The organism is Flavobacterium sp. Flavsp81 (assembly GCF_059491325.1).
The window spans coordinates 4288095-4312287 of record NZ_CP168505.1 but is presented as its reverse complement, the minus strand read 5'-3'; the positions used below and the strand labels follow the sequence as shown (position 1 = coordinate 4312287).

General features: G+C 33.7%; 17 protein-coding genes and 2 tRNA genes. 9 read left to right on the top strand and 10 right to left on the bottom strand.

The window, feature by feature from the left end:
• Positions 1 to 75: 75 nt before the first annotated feature.
• The 4 genes from ACEN92_RS18175 to nirB form a co-directional block, all read right to left on the bottom strand.
• A complete protein-coding gene (locus ACEN92_RS18175; protein WP_495639744.1) occupies positions 76 to 1881 on the bottom strand; it encodes an ATP-binding protein in 1806 nt (601 codons plus the stop codon).
• Positions 1882 to 2001: 120 nt separating this feature from the next.
• The gene (locus ACEN92_RS18170; RefSeq protein ID WP_495639743.1) at positions 2002 to 2586 is read right to left on the bottom strand and encodes a DUF4202 domain-containing protein; all 585 of its coding nucleotides are present in this window, start codon (positions 2584 to 2586) and stop codon (positions 2002 to 2004) included.
• Positions 2587 to 2619: 33 nt separating this feature from the next.
• Positions 2620 to 3000 (bottom strand): nitrite reductase small subunit NirD, encoded by a 381-nt coding sequence (gene nirD / locus ACEN92_RS18165; protein ID WP_495639742.1) that lies wholly within the window; start codon positions 2998 to 3000, stop codon positions 2620 to 2622.
• A 122-nt stretch (positions 3001 to 3122) separates the two neighbouring features.
• On the bottom strand, positions 3123 to 5633 hold the full coding sequence (gene nirB / locus ACEN92_RS18160; RefSeq protein ID WP_495639741.1) for a nitrite reductase large subunit NirB: 2511 nt from the start codon (positions 5631 to 5633) through the stop codon (positions 3123 to 3125).
• 271 nt (positions 5634 to 5904) lie between these two features.
• On the opposite strand from nirB, the gene ACEN92_RS18155 reads away from it, so the two are divergent.
• The gene (locus ACEN92_RS18155) at positions 5905 to 6687 is read left to right on the top strand and encodes an META domain-containing protein (protein WP_495639740.1); all 783 of its coding nucleotides are present in this window, start codon (positions 5905 to 5907) and stop codon (positions 6685 to 6687) included.
• A 65-nt stretch (positions 6688 to 6752) separates the two neighbouring features.
• Here ACEN92_RS18155 and ACEN92_RS18150 read toward each other — a convergent pair whose 3' ends face one another.
• Positions 6753 to 7886 carry a DegT/DnrJ/EryC1/StrS family aminotransferase gene (locus ACEN92_RS18150; protein WP_495639739.1) on the bottom strand — a complete coding sequence of 378 codons (1134 nt, stop codon included), beginning with the start codon at positions 7884 to 7886 and terminating at the stop codon, positions 6753 to 6755.
• A 137-nt stretch (positions 7887 to 8023) separates the two neighbouring features.
• Here ACEN92_RS18150 and ACEN92_RS18145 point away from each other — a divergent pair, with 137 nt between their 5' ends.
• The gene (locus ACEN92_RS18145) at positions 8024 to 9253 is read left to right on the top strand and encodes a 3-deoxy-D-manno-octulosonic acid transferase (RefSeq protein WP_495639738.1); all 1230 of its coding nucleotides are present in this window, start codon (positions 8024 to 8026) and stop codon (positions 9251 to 9253) included.
• Between the two features lie 349 nt (positions 9254 to 9602).
• The gene (locus ACEN92_RS18140; protein WP_495639737.1) at positions 9603 to 9827 is read left to right on the top strand and encodes a PG1828 family lipoprotein; all 225 of its coding nucleotides are present in this window, start codon (positions 9603 to 9605) and stop codon (positions 9825 to 9827) included.
• Between the two features lie 123 nt (positions 9828 to 9950).
• Here ACEN92_RS18140 and ACEN92_RS18135 read toward each other — a convergent pair whose 3' ends face one another.
• The 4 genes from ACEN92_RS18135 to mutS all read right to left on the bottom strand — a co-directional run bounded on the left by ACEN92_RS18135 (position 9951) and on the right by mutS (position 13457).
• Complete coding sequence (locus ACEN92_RS18135; RefSeq protein WP_495639736.1) at positions 9951 to 10328, bottom strand: DUF1508 domain-containing protein; 378 nt, start codon at positions 10326 to 10328, stop codon at positions 9951 to 9953.
• A 132-nt stretch (positions 10329 to 10460) separates the two neighbouring features.
• A tRNA-Leu gene (locus ACEN92_RS18130) sits at positions 10461 to 10546 on the bottom strand.
• 81 nt (positions 10547 to 10627) lie between these two features.
• A tRNA-Gly gene (locus ACEN92_RS18125) sits at positions 10628 to 10700 on the bottom strand.
• Between the two features lie 150 nt (positions 10701 to 10850).
• The gene (mutS, locus tag ACEN92_RS18120; RefSeq protein ID WP_495639735.1) at positions 10851 to 13457 is read right to left on the bottom strand and encodes a DNA mismatch repair protein MutS; all 2607 of its coding nucleotides are present in this window, start codon (positions 13455 to 13457) and stop codon (positions 10851 to 10853) included.
• Between the two features lie 157 nt (positions 13458 to 13614).
• Between mutS and ACEN92_RS18115 the strand changes: the two genes are divergently transcribed.
• From ACEN92_RS18115 to ACEN92_RS18105, 3 genes are all read left to right on the top strand, one after another.
• Positions 13615 to 14046 (top strand): DUF1573 domain-containing protein, encoded by a 432-nt coding sequence (locus tag ACEN92_RS18115; RefSeq protein ID WP_495639734.1) that lies wholly within the window; start codon positions 13615 to 13617, stop codon positions 14044 to 14046.
• Positions 14047 to 14120: 74 nt separating this feature from the next.
• A complete protein-coding gene (locus ACEN92_RS18110) occupies positions 14121 to 14657 on the top strand; it encodes an RNA methyltransferase (protein ID WP_495639733.1) in 537 nt (178 codons plus the stop codon).
• A gap of 107 nt (positions 14658 to 14764) precedes the next feature.
• Complete coding sequence (locus ACEN92_RS18105; RefSeq protein ID WP_495639732.1) at positions 14765 to 17320, top strand: Ig-like domain-containing protein; 2556 nt, start codon at positions 14765 to 14767, stop codon at positions 17318 to 17320.
• Positions 17321 to 17444: 124 nt separating this feature from the next.
• Here ACEN92_RS18105 and folK read toward each other — a convergent pair whose 3' ends face one another.
• Positions 17445 to 18578 (bottom strand): 2-amino-4-hydroxy-6-hydroxymethyldihydropteridine diphosphokinase, encoded by a 1134-nt coding sequence (folK, locus tag ACEN92_RS18100; RefSeq protein WP_495639731.1) that lies wholly within the window; start codon positions 18576 to 18578, stop codon positions 17445 to 17447.
• Positions 18579 to 18714: 136 nt separating this feature from the next.
• On the opposite strand from folK, the gene sppA reads away from it, so the two are divergent.
• From sppA to ACEN92_RS18085, 3 genes are all read left to right on the top strand, one after another.
• On the top strand, positions 18715 to 20472 hold the full coding sequence (gene sppA, locus ACEN92_RS18095) for a signal peptide peptidase SppA (RefSeq protein WP_495639730.1): 1758 nt from the start codon (positions 18715 to 18717) through the stop codon (positions 20470 to 20472).
• Between the two features lie 12 nt (positions 20473 to 20484).
• Positions 20485 to 21432 (top strand): alpha/beta hydrolase family protein, encoded by a 948-nt coding sequence (locus ACEN92_RS18090; RefSeq protein ID WP_495639729.1) that lies wholly within the window; start codon positions 20485 to 20487, stop codon positions 21430 to 21432.
• 159 nt (positions 21433 to 21591) lie between these two features.
• A complete protein-coding gene (locus ACEN92_RS18085; protein ID WP_495639728.1) occupies positions 21592 to 24183 on the top strand; it encodes an AsmA family protein in 2592 nt (863 codons plus the stop codon).
• The last annotated feature ends 10 nt before the right edge of the window (positions 24184 to 24193 follow it).

The window sequence follows — 24193 nt, the reverse complement described above, 5'->3', positions numbered from 1 at the left end:
AGATTTCAATATCAATTTCTGATTTTCATTTAAGTATTTTAATTGATATTGATTTTGCAATTGTTATTGCCATTGTTAAATCGGAATATTGAAAGTTATCCTTGTTCCTTCACCGGGAATCGAATTGAAAAATACGCGCCCGTTGATATACTGGATTCTTTCTTTCATAAACAACAAGCCCATTCCGGATTCACTGTTTCGTTTTTTATCTACGCTTGCCATATCAAAACCTTTACCGTTATCATCAACAATGACACTTAACAAAGTCTCACTATGAGAAAGCTGGACAATAATATGTGATGACTCTGCATATTTTATAGCATTATTGATGGCTTCCTGGGTCAGACGATAAATATTTATCTCAATCAATGAATCCAAACGCTGGTTAAAATCAGTTTTGTTGTAAAACAGGATTTCTTTTCCGGTTAATTTAGAAAGCTCCTGTGTCAGTTTTGCAATTGACGAAACGATTCCGTGATCACTTAATTCGGGCGGCATCAGATTAAAAGTTGCTGTACGGACACCTTTTATAATATCAAGCGATAATTTTTTAAGATATTCTATTTTCTGAGCTGATTTTTCCTTGTCATCCAAATTGATGCTTTCCAGACTAAACTTCAGTCCAGTAAGCATCTGACCGATTCCGTCATGAATTTCTTTGGCGATTCGGTTTTGTTCGTTTTCCTGATTTTCAACAATTTTACTCGAAATAATCTTCTGCTGATTTATTTTTTCGGTACTGTTTTCAATATTCAAACGTTCGACTTCCCGCTGTGCTTTTTTACGCTCGGTAATATTAAAACAAACAATCAAAAGTTCTGATTCTTCCTTTTTGATTGTTACCGGAACCATTGATAAATCCAGCCAAATATTTTGACCTTCACGATTTATGATATTAATTTCGCCTTGCCAGCCGCTTCGCTGTTTCTCAAAAATGATACGATCGATATTGAGTTGTTCTTTTTCATCAGTTGTTAAGACCTGAGAGAAAGTTTTGTGTGAAGAGAACTTCGTATAATTTAAAAGCTTTGCGAATTTTTCACCAATATGAATAATTGAGCCATCGGGTGCAATACGGCAATAAAGCAGCGTATTTTCCATAGCATAATTAAGCGATTTTAATTCTTTTACTGAGTTTTCCTTTATTTCGCTTATAATTTCAGTATCATAAGCCAGTTTTAAGGCTTTTTTCTCAGAGGATAAAAGTTTTGCAATTAGTTTTTCAATCTTTTTATTGGTAGGCTTAAAGATAAAAATGAACTCCAAAAGCAAGACTAATAATGTAAATGCAAAAATCCAATATTCTGTCTTGCGCTGTTCTGTTACTTTTTCATGTGCTTCCTTATCATATTGGCTAACAATTTCATTCATTTTCGAAAGAAAAGAACCTTCATTTTTCAGAATTTTTTGTACCAGGGTTTGGTTCTCGGAATAGCTCTTTTTTTGTTCTAAATTTGAAATAAACAAATTAACCGATTCAACGATAATATTAAAACTAGGTTTAATTTCCTGATATAATTTAGAAAGTTCTTCGCTTTTTTCTTTTGGAAAAGCCAGGCTGTCACTACCATTTTCTAATGCATTTTGATTGGTTACCCAAAGTGACAACACATTTCGAAGATGAGAGATTCCTTTTTTTTGAGAAGTATCAGAAACAAAGTTTAAAATTAAAACCTCTTTGGTAATCCTTTGACTCAACATCCTTTGTTTACCTGAGATGTTGATGATTTTAGAATCGCTGAGCTGTTGTTTTAAATTATACTGAATTAAAAGCTGACTTAAAATAATGGTTATAGCAATAGTCCAGAGTGCAAAAAGATACCAACGACGTAAATTTTTGAATGTGATTTTCTCTGCAACTTCCTGATTGCTCTTTTTCATATGAAGAAAATATTTGTTTTAATCGGAATATGTTGAAATTGCTTCCCTATTCCGCTAACGTTTGGATCGCATATTTTCATTTTTATTTCGACAAATTTAGGCTTATGCTCATAAATCAGATTACAAACCCAAAGATGCTTTTATCAAATTTAAATTTTCTTCGGAATAGTTGATTTTTAAGGCTTCCTGATGACCTTTTTCAGACATTTTATCCCAGGTCTTTTTGATGATATTTTTAAGTTTATCTTCATCATGTTTTTCAACAAAAGGTTCAAGATAATAATCCAGAAACACCAGACAAATTACATCTTCGAGTAATTGGGTTTCAGCATCTTTTTTAAGCAGTTTCTTTTCAATTAAAAAAGACACCCGATTAATAAAAGCTTGCTCATACCCTGCTTTTTCTAAAATTTCGGCAGTAGTTTTAGCATGAAATTTTTTTAGGTCTTCTCTCCATTTTAAATAACCTACACGATCCATTGGGTAAGATTCGCGTGCTACTTTCCATCGGCAAATATGCTGTGCTTTTGAAGCAATCTGAACTTCTTCTGAAGCTTCAGGATAAAACTGCATCAGTTTATCGTACATTCTGTTTGAGTACAAAAGCTCCTTTGGATATTCCGTATTCTGATCAGTTTCAATATTTGGATCCTGAGCATTTTCGGCATCAATCCACTCGCTTGCTTTTTGAAAAGGTGTATTCATTTTTTTTGAAAATATATCTTCAAATATACATAATTAATCTAAAAAGCCAACGAATACTTCGTCTTCAACTATCTTAATTGGGTAGGTTGCAATTTTTAAATCATCATCACCATTCAGGTTAGAACCATCAACTAATGAAAACGTTTTTTTATGCATAGGGCATGCTATTTTAGGAATATCTTCAGCAGATCCTGTCATTCCTCTTGACAATACCATTTCCATTTTATGAGGACAGGCGTTTTGACAAGCGTACCATTCGTTACGGCGTGTAAAATTAAAAATGGCAATCTGTTTGTTTTTGTATTTGATGCACCCACCACGATTTGTTGGAAAATCACTTACATTACCAGCTTTGAACCATATTTTAGCATCACTTGGATGAACTGTTTCGTATTGATTTAAAATTTCTTCCATTGGATTGTATTTTTAATTTGTGTTCTTATCCCTCCCTTTACAATCAAGAGAGTTTGATGGCGCAGTAAAAAAGAGGGTAAGAGGACAGCAAACGTTAATGTTTTATTTTTTAATTGAATTGGTTATGACCAGGCTTTTGGCATTTTTTGATCTCTTAACGGAACAAAAGCGATATTATCATCTTTTTCGTCAGAGTTTATAAAGTGACTGAAACGTTTTAACAATCTTGGATTTTCCAACGCTTGTTTCCATTCACACTCAAAAGTATTTACTAAAGTCTGCATTTCAGCTTCTAATGTTTCACATAGCCCTAAACTATCTTCGATGATTACTTCTTTCAAATAATCCAAACCACCATCTAATTTTTCTAACCATGTAGAAGTTCTCACTAACGGACCGGCTGTACGAATATAATACATTAAAAAGCGGTCCATATATTTGATAACCGTTTCCTTATCAATTTGTTCTGCCAATAAAACAGCATGTTTAGGGTTCGCACCACCATTTCCGCAGATGTATAAATTCCAACCGCCTTCTACAGCTATCAAACCAAAATCTTTTCCTCTTGCCTCGGCACATTCACGAATACAAGCCGAAACTCCTCCTTTTAATTTATGCGGAGAACGAATACCTTTATATCTGTTTTCTAATTCAATTGCAAAACCGGCACTGTCATCCATTCCGTAACGACACCAGGCATTTCCGACACAGCTTTTTACAGCTCGTAAAGATTTCCCGTAAGCATGACCGCTTTCAAAACCATTGTCAATTAATACTTTCCAGATTTTTGGTAAATCATCTAAATGTGCTCCAAATAAGTCAACACGTTGTGCTCCTGTGATTTTAGTATATAAATCAAATTGTTTGGCAACTTCACCAATGACAATTAATTTTTCGGCAGTAATTTCTCCACCGGCAACTCTTGGTACAACAGAATAAGTTCCGTTACGCTGAATATTCGCCAGGAATCTATCGTTGGTATCTTGTGTAGTTAAGTGCTTATTGGCTGTATCATTATAAATACTGGAGAAAATCGAAGCAATTACAGGTTTACAAACCTCGCAGCCATCACCTTTTCCATGATGATCGATTACATCATAAAAATTCTCATATTTATTAATTTTTACTAAATCAAATAATTCCTGACGCGTATAGCTAAAGTGTTCACAAATAACATCTTTTACTTCTTTACCCATAGATTTCTGAGCCGCTTTTACCAGGTCTGAAACCATTGGCTTACAACCACCACAGCCCGAAGTTGCTTTGGTAAGTTTTACAACATCAGAAAAACTGGAACAAGTTTCGTCTAAAATAGAACAGCAGATTGCTCCTTTAGTTACATTTTCACAAGAACAGATTACAGCAGTATCCGGCAAATCCATTGCACCCATAGCTGAACCTTCAGAACCATCTCTTGAACCTAAAATCAAATCTTCAGGATTTTTTGGCAATGCCATAGCATTACTGTAAATCTGAAAAAGTGAATTATAATCACTTGAATCTCCAACTAAAATTCCACCTAATAATGTTTTAGAATCTTTAGTTACATTGATTCTTTTATAAACTCCGGATAATTTATTTTCATAAATAATAGCAGTTACATCATCATTTTCGATAAAAGGATCACCAAAACTGGCCACTTCAACTCCAATTAATTTTAATTGTGTCGACATATCGATAGTTTCTCTCATGGTTTTAGAACCATTCAAGATTTGCTCGGCAGCAACATCAGCCATTTCGTAACCCGGTGCTACGAGACCATAAATATTTTGATTATATAAAGCTACTTCTCCAATAGCATAAATAGAAGGATCTGATGTTTGCATCTGATTGTTAACCACAACCCCACCACGCAAACCAACTTCAAGTCCTGAAACTCTGGCCAGTTCATCACGCGGTTTAATTCCGGCAGATATAACCAACATGTCTACTTTTAACAATTCCTCATCTGCAAACATCATTCCCGTAATACATTCTTTTCCGTCTATATATTGCGTTGCCTTATTAAGGTGAATACCAATATTCAGCTCTTCAATTTTGGACTGCAGCATATCACTGCCCCCCTTATCAAGTTGCCTTGGCATTAAGCGAGGTGCAAATTCCACTACATGTGGATTCAATCCCAGGTCGCGAACTGCTTTTGCAGCTTCAAGACCCAATAAACCTCCACCTAAAACGGCCGCTTCTGTAGCACCTTTTTGTTTGATTTTTTTTGCATACGCCATAATAGCGTCCAAATCCTCAATGGTACGATACACAAAAACACCTTCTTTTTCTACCCCGTCAATTGGAGGAACAAAAGCAGATGATCCGGTAGCAAGTACTAAGTAATCATACTTATGCGTTTTTTCTAAATGTGTATGGATAGTTTTTTCTTCTCTGTTAATATCTGTAATTAATTCAGAAGTATTCAAAGTAATATTATTTTCTACGTACCAATCACTTGTTGACAATGACAAATCATCCGCCGTTTTTCCTCCAAAGTATTCACTCAGGTGAACACGGTCATAAGCACGTCTTGGCTCTTCTCCAAATACGGTAATTTGACAATTTTCCTGTCCCGATTTTGCTATAAATTTTTCGCAGAATTTATATCCAACCATCCCGTTTCCAACTACTATTACTTTAATCATGACTTCTTTAATTAAGTATTACTACGCAAATATAAGTATTTATACTTATACAAAATACTTATTTATTTATTTTTTTTCACTAATTAGAATTTTTCTAAATACGTATTTTATCGTAACACTAATAAGTACTTCACTTTTTTATATTTTTGAATTTTCAGCTCCTTATGATGAATGTATTATTTTTCTTAAATTTGAATAACAGACTTCAAAGCATTTCATTAAATGAAGTTTAATACCACTAAAACTTTTCTACAACTAAAACATATCTGTTATGAAAAAGTATCTAATTTTATTGATAATAATCTCTTTAATATGTAGTTGCAAATCCAAAGCCGCAAAAAATCCTCAAATAAAAGCAGACATCTCTTCTGAAAATAAATCAGACGATACCGATGCAACAAATTATTTTAAGGCAACCGGAAACGAACCTTTCTGGGAATTGAAAATCGGAAATGACGAAATTGTTTTTACTTCTCTGATAAAAGGAAAAGAAAAGCTTGTTTTTTCGTCCGTTAAATCCACAAGGGTAACGGATGCTAATGTAAAAATGTACAAAGTAAAAAATGCAGCTTCAAAGGCAACAATTTCTATTCAGCAAATTGATTGCCAGAATTCTATGTCCGGAGTAATTTTTCCTTATAAAGTTTCCATTGAAATTAAAAATGACTCCGATACTGATTTTAAGAAAACCGATGGCTGCGGAAAATATATTACCGATTACCGACTGCATGATATCTGGGTTTTGGAAGAATTAAACGGATACAAAGTTTTTGTTACTGATTATCAAAAAGAATTACCAAGAATTGAGATTCATGCTGAAGAAAACAAATTCATGGGATTTGGAGGCTGTAATTCGATTAGCGGAAGTTTATTTTTTGAGAAAGATTTACTTAGATTCGATAATATAACTTCTACTTTAATGGCTTGTACAAACAATAAGGAAGATGAATTTGTAAAAACACTTAAAAATACCACCACATATTCAATCAAAGACAATCGATTGATACTTTCGAATTCATCCGGAAAACTTTTAACTTTTAAAAAAGTAGATTAAAAACAAAAACCCAAATCATCAAAACTGATAATTTGGGTTTTTAATATTATGGAGGAACTTTTCGTTTACTTACTTAAAAATTCCAAAACAGAATCAGTAATAAATTTAATTTGTTCATCATCTAATTCCGTATGCATAGGCAAAGCAATTACTTCCTGAACCAATTGATTCGTTACCGGAAATTGCTCTTCTTTATAACGAGAATCTGCGTATGCTTTTTGCGAATGCAGCGGAATTGGGTAATAAATTGCACAAGGAATACCCTTATCAAGCAAATATTGCATTAATCCGTTACGGTCAGCATCAACAATTCGTAAAACATACTGATGAAAAACGTGATCATTTTCGTTTGCATCAAATTTTGGCGTAATAATATTTTTATGGCCTGCAAAAGCTGTATTATATTTAGTAGCTGCTAAACGACGAGCTGCATTATATTCATCCAACAAAGGTAATTTTGCATTTAAAACTCCGGCCTGAATACTATCTAAACGTGAATTTACACCCACAACATCATGATGATAACGCTCGTACATTCCATGATTTACAATTCCGCGAATACTATGTGCCAGCTTATCATCATTCGTAAAAATTGCTCCTCCATCTCCATAACAGCCTAAGTTTTTAGATGGAAAAAATGAAGTTGCTGCAATATGGCCTATAATACCAACTTTGCTTTTTGTCCCTGTCTTAGAAATATAATCAGCTCCAATTGCCTGTGCATTATCTTCAATAACATATAAATTATGTTCAGCGGCAATTTCCATAATAGCATCCATATTGGCAGCACGGCCAAATAAATGCACCGGAACAATTGCTTTGGTTTTTGGTGTAATTGCTTTTTTAATTGCATCGATATCGATGTTCATATTAACCATATCAACATCGACTAAAACAGGCGTTAACTGCAATAAAGCAATTACCTCTACAGTAGCCGCGAAAGTAAAATCAGCCGTAATAACCTCATCTCCAGGTTTCAAATCCAATCCCATCATGGCAATCTGCAAAGCATCAGTGCCATTTGCACACGGAATTACATGTTTTGTCCCTAAATAATCTTCAAGATTTTTTTGAAATTGATGAACCAACGGCCCGTTTATATAAGTATTTGTATCTAAAACTTCCTGAATCGAAGCATCAACAGTAGTTTTTATTTTTTCGTATTGACTCTTTAAGTCAACCATTTGAATTTTTTTCATTTATCTTTCTTTATTTAAAACTAAAGATTTAGATTCAGAACCTAATCTTTAAAACGAAGAACAAAAATAGTTATTTAATACCTTCAAACCAATGAAAATAATCGAAAGAAATGTAATTTAGCAGCAAAATTAAACAGATGCTTTTTTTATACAATTTAGTCATTTCTATTGCCGGTTTTTTTCTAAAAATCATAGCACTTTTTAGTCCGAAAATCAAACTTTTTGTGGAAGGCCGAAAAAATGTTTTTGCTGTTCTTGAAGAAAGAATTAAACCTTCGGACAAAACAATTTGGTTCCACTCCGCATCATTGGGTGAATACGAACAAGGCTTGCCGGTCATCGAAAAAATCAAAGAAAAATTTCCTTCACATAAAATTATTGTTACTTTTTTTTCCCCGTCAGGTTATGAAGTCCGCAAAAACAATACTGTCGCTGAGGTAACTGTATATCTGCCTTTAGACACAAAAAAGAATGCAAAACGTTTTCTTAAATTAGTTCATCCCGAGTTAGTTTTCTTTATCAAATATGAATTTTGGCTCAATTATTTAGAAGAACTTAAAACAAATAAAATCCCTGTCTATTTAATTTCAGGAATTTTTAGAAATAATCAAATGTTCTTTAAATGGTATGGCGGTTTCTACAGAAAAGCACTGAAGACTTTTACCTATTTCTTTGTTCAGAATCAAAGTTCAAAAGAAAAAATTGAAGCAATCGGATTTCATAATGTAATTGTTTCGGGAGACACACGTTTTGATCGTGTAAATGCCATTTTAGAAAGAGACAATTCATTAGATTTTATACACACTTTTAAAAACAATCAAACAACAATTATCATTGGAAGTTCCTGGCCCAAAGACGAAGCTTTGCTGATTAATTATATCAATCAGGCTTCTGAAAATATAAAATTCATCATTGCTCCTCACAATATAAAATCGGATCAAATACTGAATCTCAAATCTCAAATTACAAAATCAACATTATTATTCTCCGAAAAAGAAAATAAAAATCCCGCTGATTACACTGTTTTTATCATTGATACCGTTGGCCTGCTGACCAAAATTTACAGCTATGGAACCATTGCTTACGTCGGTGGGGGGTTTGGAAATCCGGGTATCCACAATATTTTAGAACCGGCTGCATTTGGAATTCCAATTGTTATCGGACCTAATTATTCAAATTTTGCAGAAGCAACTGAATTGGTAAATCTTGGCGGCTGTATTGTTATTTCGGACCAGAAAGAATTAAAGGAAGCTTTTAACCACCTTATTACTGATCAAATTTCCTTAAAGGAGAAAGGACAAATTTGCAAATCATATATACAAGACAACAAAGGAGCTACAAATCGCATTATGAAAGTAATTTCCTAATCTAAAAAACAAGAAAAACCATTCTATAAACGTTGCTTTATTTAAAAAAACGAACAACATAAGCTCAATTTTATTTCATTGCATTACAGAATATTTAGGCAAAAGCAAAATAAATCACAAATCGAAGAACAAAAATTGCCAATTTATTCAGCGATATTCAACAGAAATTAATTTACACGAAAAATACAATAAAATAGCAAATTTCCCTTCTTTTGGCATGTTATTTGATAATTAGCGTAATCGAAGGCGAAGGAAAATATTTTAAAAAAAAAATAAAAAAATATTTTACATATTAAAAAATTTATATCTTTGCCTCGAATTAATAATTAACCTTTTATAATAAAGTAAGATGAAAAAAGTATTTTTAAGTTTAGCTGTTGTTGCTGTTTTAACTGTTGTATCTTGTAAAAAAGCTGACGCTGCAGCTGAAACTCCAGTAGATTCTACTGCTGTTGCTGTTGACTCTGCTGCTGCTGTAGTTGATTCTGCTGCTGCAACTGTTGACTCTGCTGCTGCAAAAGTTGATTCTGCTGCTGCAAAAGTTGAAGAAGCTGCTAAAGAAGTAAAAAAATAATTAGAACCCGGTTCTAAAGATTTTAAAACCATCAATGCGATGGTTTTTTTTTTGATAAAAATTTAATTTTATCAGTAGTAATAAAAAAAAGAGCATTTTGATTTAAATCAAAATGCTCTTTTTTTATTCAACAACTTCTTCGTTATTGACTATTTCGTCTTCAAAAATCAAATCACCCGATGAGAAGTCCAAAATCTCCGCTTTTGAAGCATACAATACAATTTCCTTAATTCCTTTCTGTAAAAGCAATTCTGTTGTGTATTTACGGCTTGTCGCGAAATGAACCTCGCCCAACATTAATTTGAAAAAATACTTTCCTCCCGAGCCTTTAAATTTTAAAAACTTAGCCTGCTCTGTATTTATTTTAAACTTTTCAATATCCTCTTCGCATTCAAACTTTAATTCATAACTCAGGCTTGTAAAAATTACTTTCCCCTTCCTGGAAGTAAATACAAATTTATATTCATCATTAAATCTTTTACTAATTACAAAAGCACCCATTTACAATTTTAGATTTTAGATTGTTGATTTTAGACTAACTAAGATTTACTTGAAATTTGCTTTGCAAATATATTCTTTAGAACTGAGATTTTATACAATAAAAAAAGCCTCTTCAAAAAGAAGAGGCTTTAGTACTCAGAGCGGGACTTGAACCCGCACGAACATTGCTGTTCACTGGATTTTAAGTCCAGCGTGTCTACCAATTTCACCATCCGAGCATTATATCTTTCAGTATTTTTTTTAGCTAATTTTTTAAAAAAATTAATTAAATCAAACACCATCCGAGTGTTTTGGTTTTGAGCGAAAAACGGGGCTCGAACCCGCGACCTCGACCTTGGCAAGGTCGCGCTCTACCAACTGAGCTATTTTCGCGTTTCAAATTCTGATAAGAACTGCAACACTTGACTTGTTCTGTATTGCGGATGCAAATTTAGGACATTTATTCAATTAAACAAGTCTTTTTTGAAAAAAAATCACACTTATTTTATAACCTTCTGATAACCTAAACTTTAAAACTAAAAACTATTTCCTGTTTAGCATTCTTTTAATCTCATTCAGCTTCATGAGTGCTTCGACAGGTGTGATCGCATTTATATCGAGGCTCAGAATCTCTTCTTTTATCTCTTCTAATAAAGGATCATCCAAATTAAAGAAACTCATTTGCATTTCATCATTTGCAGGTTTTATTCCGTTTAATGCATCACTTGAATGGTTCTTCTCTAATTTCTTTAACAGCTTCTGTGCTTTTAAAATTACAATTTGAGGCATTCCTGCCATTTTTGCCACGTGAATTCCAAAACTATGTGCACTTCCCCCTTTTACCAGCTTTCTGATAAACAGAACCGTATCTTTTAATTCTTTTACTGCAACATTATAATTCTGAATTCTCGGCAGTGATTCTGTCATTTCATTCAATTCATGATAATGCGTTGCAAATAAGGTTTTCGGTTTTGATGGATGCTCGTGCAAAAATTCGGCAATAGCCCAGGCGATAGATATTCCGTCATAGGTACTGGTTCCTCTTCCGATCTCATCAAGCAATACCAAACTTCGATCTGAAATATTATTCAGAATAGAAGCCGTTTCGTTCATCTCAACCATAAAAGTAGATTCTCCCATCGAAATATTATCCGAAGCCCCTACCCTCGTAAAGATTTTATCAACAATCCCCATTCTGACACTATCTGCAGGAACAAAACTTCCCATTTGAGCCAATAAAACAATTAAAGCCGTTTGTCTCAAAATAGCTGACTTACCAGACATGTTTGGTCCTGTAATCATAATAAGCTGCTGTGTTTCCCTATCTAAGAAAACATCATTGGCAATATAAGGAGTTCCAACAGGCAGTTGTTTTTCAATAACCGGATGTCTGCCGTTTTTTATTTCAAGCTCAAAAGTTTCATCAATTTCAGGACATACATATTGATTTTCGATTGCTAACTGTGTAAACGAGCACAAACAATCCAGCTGCGCTACTAAATACGCATTCATCTGAACCGGTTTGATATAAGTTGCAATCCAGGCAACTAATTGCTCAAAAAGCTCTGTTTCAATTTTATGGATTTTTTCTTCAGCACCTAAAATCTTCGTTTCATATTCTTTTAATTCTTCGGTAATGTAACGTTCAGCATTTACCAAAGTCTGCTTACGGATCCATTCTGCCGGCACTTTATCTTTATGGGTATTTCGAACTTCAATATAATATCCAAAAACATTATTAAATGATATTTTCAAAGAAGAAATCCCCGTATTCTCCGATTCTCTTTTTTCGATTCCTTCTAAATATTCTTTTCCTGAAGTAGAAATAGCCCGTAAATCATCTAATTCTTCGCTGATCCCTTTTGCAATTGCATTCCCTTTTGCAATCGCAACCGGCGCATCCTGATTTAAGGTTGTTTTGATTTTTTCTCTTAACAAATCACAGGCATGCAAACTATCGCCGATAACTTTTACAGCTTCCTGAGGACTTTCGAGCGCCAGGGTTTTGATTGGAATAATAGCATCCAGGGATTCTTTTAAATAAACAATTTCACGGGGCGAAACTTTTCCGGCAGCAATTTTAGAAATCAAACGTTCTAAATCTGAAATTTGTTTAATTTGATATTGGATATTATGCAAAACTTCCGAATTCGATTTCAAATAGGAAACCACGTCATGACGTCCTTTTATTTTATTGTGATCTTTTAAAGGAAGGGCCAGCCAGCGTTTCAGTAAACGTCCTCCCATTGGCGAAAGCGTACGATCAATAACATCTAAAAGTGTTACTGCGTTTGGATTATAACTGTGATATAATTCTAAATTTCGAATCGTAAAACGGTCCATCCAGACATAGGCATCTTCGGCAATTCGCTGAATGGCAGTGATATGCTGCACACGATTATGCTGTGTTTCTGATAAATAATACAAAATAGCTCCTGAAGCAACAATTCCTTCTTTTAATTCTTCGATGCCAAAGCCTTTTAAGGAAACCGTCTGAAAATGTTTGGTTAAAGTTTCTACTGCATAATCTTCTTTATAAATCCAGTCTTCCAAATAAAAACTATGAAAATCATCTCCAAAAGCAGCTTTAAAATCACTTTTATTATTTTTCGGAACTAAAACTTCACTCGGATTGAAATTCTGCAGTAATTTATCAATATATTCTGCATTTCCCTGAGCCGTTAAAAATTCACCTGTGGAAACATCTAAAAATGAAATTCCGATATTTTTATTAGTAAAATAAACTGACGCTAAAAAGTTATTGGATTTAGATTGCAAAACCTCATCATTCAGGGAAACTCCCGGTGTAACCAATTCGGTAACACCACGTTTAACGATAGTTTTGGTCATTTTCGGATCCTCAAGCTGATCACAGATTGCTACACGGAGTCCGGCTTTGACCAGTTTTGGCAAATACGTATTGATAGAATGATGCGGAAAACCTGCCAATGCGGTTTCAGTTTCAGAACCTGCCCCTCTTTTGGTTAATGTTATTCCGAGAATTTTAGAAGCCCTGACAGCGTCTTCTCCAAAGGTTTCGTAAAAATCCCCTACCCTGAAAAGCAGACATGCATCAGGATATTTTCTCTTGATTTCGTTGTACTGTTTCATCAAGGGTGTTTCCTTCACCACTTTCTCTTTCGCTCCCAAATTAGTATGTTTTTAAATGAAAATTATGACAGCGAATTTATAATATTTTAAAAGAATATAGAAGAGCTTCAAAAATTAAAATATTTTAAGAATATTTTAAGTTCTGATATAAGATTTTTATATAGATTTGTTCATAATTTAAAAAGACTCTTTAAAGATGAAAAAAATAATTTTATTCGCTATGTTAGCTGTAGTTGGAATTACAGCTTCTAACGCTCAAAGCACTAAAAAAGCTGTTACGGCAAAAGTTGCTAAAGTTCAGGGAGCCGGAATGGTTTTTGAAAACGAAACAATTGATTACGGAACTATTGCTCACAATGCTGATGGTAACCGCCAGTTTGTTTTTGTAAACAACGGAACAAAACCATTAATCATTACTAACACGCAAGGATCTTGTGGTTGTACTGTGCCAACAACTCCAAAAGAACCAATTGCTCCGGGAGCAAAAGGTGTGATTGGTGTAAAATATGCTACTGACAGAGTTGGTGCATTTACAAAAACAGTAACTGTTACTTCTAATGCTGAAGGACAGCCTACAAAAACATTAACAATTAAAGGTACAGTTTTACCGGATCCGGCAAAAAGCTAATCTGAACAAAATAAAATAATCGAAAAAGCTTCCTTATCTTTGGAAGCTTTTTTTATGACCAGAATTCAACACAAATGAGAAAACTTGAAAATAACGAGTTAGACAGAAAGTCTATTGAAGATTTTAAAAAATCTGAAAAAACACCTCTAATTTTAGTATTGGATGATATCCGCAGCCTGCACAATATTGGATCTGTGTTTAGAACTGCTGATGCTTTTTTGATTGAAAAAATAATTTTATGCGGTATTACAGCTACTCCTCCTAATAAAGAAATAAACAAAACTGCTCTTGGCGCAACCGAAACTGTAATTTGGGAACATCATGAGAGCGTATTGGAAGTTATTGAAAATCTAAAAAAAGAAAAAGTACAAACCTTAGCCATCGAGCAAGTGGAAAGTTCCATTTTTCTTCAGGATTTTAAAGTGGAAAAAAATCAAAAATATGCTTTAGTTTTTGGAAATGAAGTTTATGGAGTTTCTCAGGAAGCCGTTGCTATTTGTGACGGATGTATTGAAATTCCGCAATTAGGCACCAAACACTCTTTAAACATTTCCGTAAGCGCCGGGATAGTTGTTTGGGATTTATTTAAAAAAATCAATTGGAATTTGTGATATCTGTAAAAATTATGATTTTTTAAACAAAAAAGCCAATTCACAGCACTTATTTTAGAAATCTCTTCGCTACTTTTACTAAAAAGAGTTTCCAAAATTAATTTGCCATGAAAAAAACGTTTTTGCTGTTTTTATTTTTATCCAGTTTTTTTTGTTTATCTCAATATACATTGATTTCTGATCCAAATTTTGAACAAGCATTGATTGATTTAGGGATTGATAGCGGCACTATTGATGGCAGGGTACTTACAGCCAAGGTGAGTGGGATTGCTAATTTGGATGTTCCAAATAAAGCTATTATTGATTTAACAGGCATACAGGATTTTTTGGCATTAATGGAGTTAAATTGTAGTCAAAATCAAATAAGTAGTTTGGATGTTACTAAAAATACGGCTTTGACTTATTTATATTGTGGTAACAATTCACTAACCTCTCTTAATTTAAAAAACGGCAATAACAGTATTATAGCAGGTTTTAGTTCAAAATTCAACCCAAACCTAACCTGTATACAAGTCGATAATAAAGCATATTCTGATGTCAATTGGTCAATATCTAAAGATGCCGCATCAAGTTTTTCTGAAGACTATACCAAAACCACCAATGTGATTAATCCTCCAGTAATTACCGCAACAGGAAATCAGACCTATTGCCAAGGAACGTCCTTAAAAATAGTCGAAACCATTTCTATTACAAATGATCCCGCTGAGCCCGATACCGATGCTACTTATATTCAAATTTCAACTGGTTATGTAAACGGACAGGATGTATTAACACTTGCTAATCCTTTGTCACATCCTACCATTACAACAAGTTGGGATATTAATGCAGGAAAACTGAAATTATACAGTCCAACCGGTGTACCAATTAGCTATCTCGATTTTATAGCTGCCATTAAAGATGTAGAATTCAATAATTCGTCTGCTTCACCTTCCGGAACCCGAAATTTTTCGATTACCTTAGGTGCGGGACAACTTAGTTATTTACCCAGCAATGGTCATTATTATGAATATATTGCATCTTCAGGTATTAATTGGACAAAAGCTAAAAACGAAGCTGCAGCCAGAAGCTATTATGGCTTACAAGGCTATTTAGCCACTTTAACAGCCGCTGATGAAGCACAGTTAGCCGGAGCGCAAGCGCCAGGAACAGGATGGATTGGTGGAAGTGATGCCGAAACAGAAGGAGTGTGGAAATGGGTTACCGGACCAGAAGCAGGAACTACTTTCTGGATGGGAAAAACTAACGGAACAACAACAGCTCCTTTTTATTATGCGAATTGGAATGCTCCTAATGAACCTAACGACACTACAAATTCAACCAAGCCAAACGGTGAAGATTATGCTCACATAACTTCTTCGGCAGTAGGAAACCCAGGAACCTGGAACGATCTTCCAGAACAAGGAGATCCACCGGGAAACTACTACCCTAAAGGATATATCGTGGAATACGGAGGAATGCCCGGAGATCCAACTCTACAAATTTCGGCGAGTACAACAATTACAATTCCTCAAATAACCGGCACAACTCCAAATTCAAGATGTGATTCGGGAATATTAACCCTCACAGCTACTGCTAACGCAGGAACAATTAGCTGGTATGATGCCGCAACCGGGGGTAATTTATTGGCCACCGGAAACTCTTTTTCAACTCCTGTAATAAGTACAACTACAACTTATTATGTAAATGCAGGCTGCGAATTCAATAGAAAACCTGTTGTTGCTACAATAAATGTTACACCTGAAATTCCAATTACTTCTTCTCCTGTTTATATTTGTGGTTCGGCAAGTGTCACTTTACAAGCTACTTCAAATATTGGCATTATAAATTGGTTTACCACTTCAACTGGCGGCACAAGTTTATATAATGGAAATAATTTTAAAACACCTGTACTTTCGACAAATACAACCTACTACGCCGAAGCATCAAATAACGGCTGTATTAATCCTATTCGTACTCCTGTGGATATAATTGTATATACTCCTCCTGTAGTTACAGATGAAGAAGTTGTTTTATGTGAAAACCAAACAGTTTTGCTGGATGCTAAAATAACCGGAGTTACTTATAAATGGTCAACAGGAGAAACAACACAAACCATATCCGTTTCGGCTTCCGGAACTCATACTGTAGAAGTAACCAGTCCGGCACCTGAAAATTGTACCAGCACAAAAACAATTACAGTAATTGAATATAAAAAACCAATTATCAAAAATATTAATGTCAATGAAAGAACTATCAGTATTAATCTGGCAAATACCGAAGATTATTTTGAATTTTCGGTAGATGGTCAAAATTACCAGTCTTCAAATATTTTTTATGATGTGCCCGGTGGATTGCAAACTGCATATGTGAGAGCAAAAAACAATCTATGCAATATTAATGAAGTTAATCAGAATTTTATTGTTTTGATTTTTCCTGCTTTTTTCACACCAAATAACGATTCCTACAATGATTTTTGGGAAGTGACCGGAATGGAAAATTATCCTCACGCCGAAGCTACTATTTTTGACCGCTATGGAAAACTAATCATAAAACTCAATGGCTCCAAAATGAGTTGGGACGGTACTTTTAATAAAGCATCACTCCCGGCATCCGATTATTGGTATACCTTAAAAATTGACAATACTATGCCTGTTTTCAGAGGTCATTTTTCTTTGAAGAGGTAATTTTTAATTAGAAAATTTGTTAATTAGAAAATGAGAAGATTATCTATGCAAAAAAGATAAACTTTGTAGCTGTTGTTGGAATGTAAAAAAACTTTAAAAATTTTCTAATTCTCAAATTGACACATTATCTAATTACTTTCTGAATTTCACCCAAAATAAAAAGATAATCATCGTGATTTTTTACGAAATCACGATCCGAAACATCAATTATTAAAACATTAAGATCAGTTTCAGATTTAATATATTCTAAATAACCATTATTGATTTTATCTAAATAATCTGCCGAAATATTTTGCTCGTAATTTCGTCCTCTTCTTTTGATATTCTGAAGTAACCTTTCCGTATTCTGATACAAATAAATATACAAATCCGGCTTTGGCATTTCTTTGTAAATAATATCAAATAAATTCCTGTACAAACGATATTCATCTTCTGCCAGCGTAATTTTAGCAAAAATCAAAGACTTAAAAATATGATAATCGGCAACGATAAAATCTTTAAACAAATCAAATTGTGCCAGGTCATCTGATAATTGCTGATAACGATCCGCCAGAAAAGACATTTCAAGCGGAAAAGCATAGCGGTTTTGATCTTTATAAAATTTAGGTAAAAACGGATTATCGGCAAACCGTTCCAAAACTGTTTTAGCATTAAAATCTTCGGCAATTTTATGTACCAGTGTCGTTTTTCCTGCTCCAATATTTCCTTCCAGAGCAATATAATTAAACCGTTCCAACGGAATTTCCCGCAATGGTTTTTTTAAATCCTGAACAACTGTACAAATACTGTCATCCGGTGAAATCGCAATTAATTCGGATATTGTTTTTTGAAAAACGGGATGTCTCCAGTCTAATTTCAAATCCTGCATCGGCAGTAATACAAATTTCCTGTTCTGCATTAACGGATGTGGAATCTGAAGCTTTTCAGAATCAATTATTTCATCGTCAAAAACAATCAGATCTATATCAATAATCCTCGATTGATACCCTTGCTGATCAGAGCGGATTCTGCCTAATTTTTTTTCAACTTTTAAAATCTGACTTAGTATTTTTTGCGCCGATAGGTTACTGTGCAAAAGCAGTGCACAATTGTAAAAAGCATCACTTTCGAATCCCCATGCGGGAGTTTCATATAGTTTTGAAACCTGAATAACAGTCCCAACTTCCCGATGTATTAAATCAATACAAGTTTCGATGGTTTCTAACCGATTTCCCTGGTTACTGCCTATTGATAAAACGACTTGATGCTGTGACTTCATAATTAATGCAAATTAACTAAAACTATTTTAGAATTAACAATATATTTGCCCCAAGAACAGATCAATCAGGTTAAATTTAAAAAACTAAATTTGTAACAAACCAACCTTTTTTGATACTTATTAAAAAAACATATTTATGAAATTTCTAGGAAATGTTATTGCCACTGTGATTGGTATTTTTGTATTCATTATGCTATTCTTTTTTGGTGTAATCCTTATTGGGGCCATTTTTGGAGGAGACGAAACGGTTTCTGTAAAATCAGATTCTGTAATAGAATTAAATTTAAAAGAAATACAAAACGACTATGCAGGAAAATATAAAGATCCTTTAGTAACATTTTTTTCTGATAAAAAAGGAATTGGTTTAACCGATGTCATTAACGCGATAGAAGCAGCAAAAACGGATGATAAAATTAAAGGAATTTCTATTTTAAATGATGAATCTTCATTAGGTCTGGCACAATATAAAGATTTAAGAAACGCACTCGAAAGTTTCAAAAAATCAGGCAAGTTTGTTTGGGCATACGCCAATGCTTATTCTCAAAAAGAATATTATCTAAACTCCGTTGCCAATACCATTTATTTGAATCCTGCCGGCGATTTAGATTTCAAAGGACTTTCGGCTGAAGTAATGTTCTTTAAGGATTTTCAGGATAAATCGGGTATCCACATGGAAGTAATCCGCCATGGAAAATACAAAAGTGCCGTTGAACCATTTTTAGAAAACAAAATGAGCGATGCCAACAGAGAACAAATGACTGCTCTTTTAAGCTCAATCTGGACAACTGTTTCAACCGATATTTCAAAAAGCCGAAATATTCCTGTAGCCAAACTAAATGAAATTGCAAACGGATTATTGGCGAGAACTCCGGAAATGGCAAAAACAGAACATTTGATTGATATTATTGCCTACGAAGACGTTTATCATAATGCCATAAAAAAAGCACTGAAAGTAACCGACGATGAAGATTATAATAAAATTTCGATTGCTGATTATACTCAAAATAACATAACTACAGCTTTAGCAAACACAACAACTGATCAAATTGCAATTATTTATGCTCAGGGAGAAATTGGCAGTGGTGAAGGTGATGTAAATGAAATTGGTGAGGGTTCAATGCGCCGTTCACTACAGGAAGCCAGAAAAAATGAAGATGTAAAAGCAATAGTTTTACGAATCAACAGCCCAGGCGGAAGTGCAATGACTTCTGACTTAATCTGGAGAGAAATTGAAATTACCAAAAAAGTAAAACCTGTTGTCGTTTCTATGGGGAATTATGCAGCCTCAGGCGGTTACTACATTGCCTGCAATGCCAATAAAATTTATGCCGAAAACAACACTATCACAGGTTCTATTGGTGTATTTGGTATTTTGCCGAATTTTTCTCCGTTGGCAAATAAATTAGGAATAAACACAGAACAGGTAAAAACGCATGAAAACGCAGCCAATTATAGCCCATTTCTACCAATTGATGAGAAATTTAAAGCTTTTACATTAGAAAGCGTAGAACACATTTACAAAACTTTTGTTACGCATGTAGCTGAAGGCAGAAAAATGACTTTTGCCCAGGTAGATTCAATTGCTCAGGGAAGAGTCTGGACGGGCACACAAGCTTTAAAAATTGGTTTAGTGGATAAAATTGGAGGATTAGATGACGCGATTGCCGAAGCAGCAAAAATTGCAAAAATAAAATCATACAGCACACAAAATTATCCGGAATACGAGAAAAATTTTGATGATATTTTGTCCGGCCTTCCTTTCGCAAAATCAAAAGAAGCTTTTATCAAGGAAGAAATTGGTGAAGAAAATTACCTTTTGATTGAGCAGGTAAAAAAACTTCAAAAACAAAAAGGAGTTCAGGCGATGATTCCTTTTGGGATAAACATTAAATAATCCCGGAAGAAAATGAAAAAAATATATGTTGTCCTCTTTGTGGTATTTTTCAATCTTGTAAATGCCCAAAACAAAAGCCTGATAACTTATAAAGAATCTGATTTAACTTTAAAAATTAATTCAGAAGAGCTATTTGGTACATTAACAGCTCCCGATTTATCTCAAAAATATCCCATTGCCTTGCTAATTTCGGGTTCGGGACCAACAGATCGAAACGGGAACAATGCGATAATGAAAAACAATTCGCTGAAAATGCTCTCCGAAGTTTTAGCAAAAAACGGAATTGCTTCTTTAAGATTTGACAAAAGAGGAATTGCTGCAAGCAAAGCATCGGCTAAATCTGAAGAAAATTTACGATTTGAAAATTATATAGAGGATGTCAAAAGTTGGGTAGATTTATTAAAAAAAGACAGCCGATTTTCTAAAATAATCATTATCGGTCATAGTGAAGGATCATTAATCGGAATGATTGCGAGTGTAAAAGCAGATAAATTTATTTCTATTGCCGGAGCCGGAGAATCAGCGGATAAGCTGATAAAAACACAAATTGCATCGAAATCAAACAAGCAGATTGAAGATTTGACTTTTCCAATTATTGACAGTTTAAAAAACGGAAATACGGTAAAAAAAGTCGATCCAATTCTTAATTCTCTTTTTAGGGCCAGTATTCAGCCTTATTTAATTTCCTGGTTTAAATACAATCCACAGGCAGAAATTAAAAAATTGAATATCCCTGTTTTAATTGTACAGGGAAACAATGATTTGCAGGTAACTGTAAAAGATGCTGAAAGTTTAGTGCAATCCAATAAAAAAGCCGAATTATTAATTGTTGACAAAATGAATCATATAATGAAAATAGTCGATGGTGATATGCAGGCAAACATGGCGAGCTACAACAATGAGACATTACCAATTTCAGAAGTAATGACTAATAAAATAGTCTCTTTTATTCAAAAATAATTGAGCTGCACTGAAAAATCCGTTGAATTAATTTTCAAGCGGATTTTTTTTATTGCTTTTTATGAAAAAATTACAAAAAATCTCCAGTATAAAAAGCTATTTTTGTGGCGATAATATATCAATTTTCTCTGTTTTAACCCCAAATAACTAAAATTTATTATGTTAAAGAAAATTCTAAAAATCACAGGAATTGTAATCGTAGTTTTCATTGCTGCATTATTTGCAATCCCTTACTTTTTCAAAGACCAGATTAAAAATAAAATTACAGAAGCTATCAATGAAAGTGTTGATGCTAAAGTGAGTTTCGCTGATGCCGACTTAAGTTTGTTTAAAAACTTTCCGGATGCAACGGTTGGAATTGAGAAACTGGTGATTATCAACAAAGCTCCTTTTGAAGGTGATACTTTGGTTTCATTAGGAGAATTAAATCTGAAGATGAGTATCAAAGAACTTTTTAAAGGAAAAGATGAACCTATGAACATTGAAGGAATCAGTTCTCAAAACGGCTTAATCAATATTATTTTCAACAAAGATGGAGTTGGAAACTTTGATATTGCCCTAAAAGACAAAAAAGAAACAAAGACTGATGATAAGAGCAAGCCGCTTTCTTTAAAAATTCAGAACTATAAAATTGAAAATTTCACTTTCAGATATATTGATCAGGGTTCGAAAATAAAAATGGTTATTGATAGTTTAAATCATGAAGGAACCGGAGATTTTACCAATTCAAAACTTGATTTAACAACAAAATCAACGGCTAAAGTTTCTTTAGACATGGATAAAGTCAATTATATGAAAAACATCTCTTTGACTTTGGATGCGGTATTAGGAATTGATTTAGCCCAAAGCAAATATACTTTTAAAGAAAATAAAGCTTTGATTAACCAATTACCTTTAGAATTTGACGGATTTATTCAGATGGTAGAAGCAGGTCAGATTTATGATTTAAAATTCAAAACACCGACCTCATCTTTTACTAACTTTTTAGGATTAATTCCGTCAGCGTATGCTTCAGGTTTAGATGGTGTAAAAACTACCGGAGACTTTACAATAGCAGGATTTGCAAAAGGAGAATTAACAGATACAACTGTTCCGAAATTCAATATTGCAATTGCGTCTAATAATGCTTCTTTTCAATATCCGAACTTACCAAAATCAGTTCAGAACATTGTAATCGATACTAAAATCATCAATGAAACCGGTATCCTGAATGACACCTACGTTAATCTGGACAAACTTTCTTTTAAAATTGATCAGGATGTTTTCAGCGCTAAAGCGAATGTAAAAAACATAACTGTAAACCCAATTGTAGATGCTGCATTAAAAGGGACCATCAATCTGGCAAACCTTTCAAAAGCATATCCAATTAAAATTGACAAACCTTTGTCAGGTATTTTAAAAGCTGATGTTACAACAAATTTTGATATGGCATCTGTAGAAAACAGCCAATATCAAAATATTAAAAATGCCGGAACAATGAGCTTATCTGGTTTTAAATACACTGATGAGAACAATAAATCAATGAATATCAGCACGGCTTTGGTTGAGTTCAATCCGAGTAAAATTAATCTGAAACAATTTAATGCGACGACCGGAAAAAGTGATATGAGCATCAATGGAACTTTAGAAAATTTCTATGGTTTTATGTTTAAAAAACAAGAGCTGAAAGGAAACTTCAATATGAGTTCTAATCAATTGGCGGTAGATGATTTTATGACTTCAGGAGAACCCGCAACGACTAAAGCAGAAGCTAAACCGGCAGAAGCGATGAAAATTCCGGCTTTCTTAAACTGTACACTAAATGCTAAAGCCAACACAGTTTTATACGATAATTTAAAATTAACAGCCGTTTCCGGAAAATTGCTGATCAAGGATGAAAAAGCAACTTTGGAAAACTTTAAAACATCCATTTTTGGCGGAACAATCGGTTTGAACGGAGCTGTTTCTACCAAAACAAAAGTACCTACTTTTAATATGGCTTTAGGTTTCAATCAAGTTGATATTGCACAGACATTTACGCAATTGGATATGATGAAAAAAATTGCTCCTTTGGCAGGAATCATCAATGGAAAATTGAATTCGACTATAAAATTAAACGGAAATTTAGATGCAAAAGAATTGACTCCTGACCTAAAATCACTTACCGGGGATTTATTCGGCCAATTGCTTTCTACTACAATAAATGCCAAAAACTCTACTTTATTAAAGGAATTAGGTTCAAAAATAAAATTTATTGATGTGAATAAATTGAATTTGGACAACCTGAAAATGGCATTATCTTTTGAAAACGGAAAGGTGAATGTAAAACCATTTGATATTAAATACCAAGACATTAAAGCCACCATTGGCGGAACACATGGGTTTGACCAAGTAATGAATTACAGCGTTAAATTAGATGTTCCGGCAAAATATTTGGGTACAGAAGCAAATTCTTTCCTTTCAAAATTATCTTCGGCGGATGCAGCCAAGTTGCAAAACATTCCCATTAATGGTATGATTACCGGTAATTTTTCAAAACCTAAAGTAGCTCTGGATACTAAAACAGCAGTGAGTAACTTAACGACTCAGGTAGTAAATCAGCAAAAAGAAAAGCTGACTCAAAAAGGAGCTTCTGCCCTTACTGATTTACTCAATAAGAATACCAAATCAAAAGATACTACAAAGACTGCTACTGATAAAGCAAAAACTAATGAAGAGGTAAAAACAAAAGCCAGCGACCTGTTGAATGGCTTATTCAAGAAGAAAAAATAAGAAATTAAAG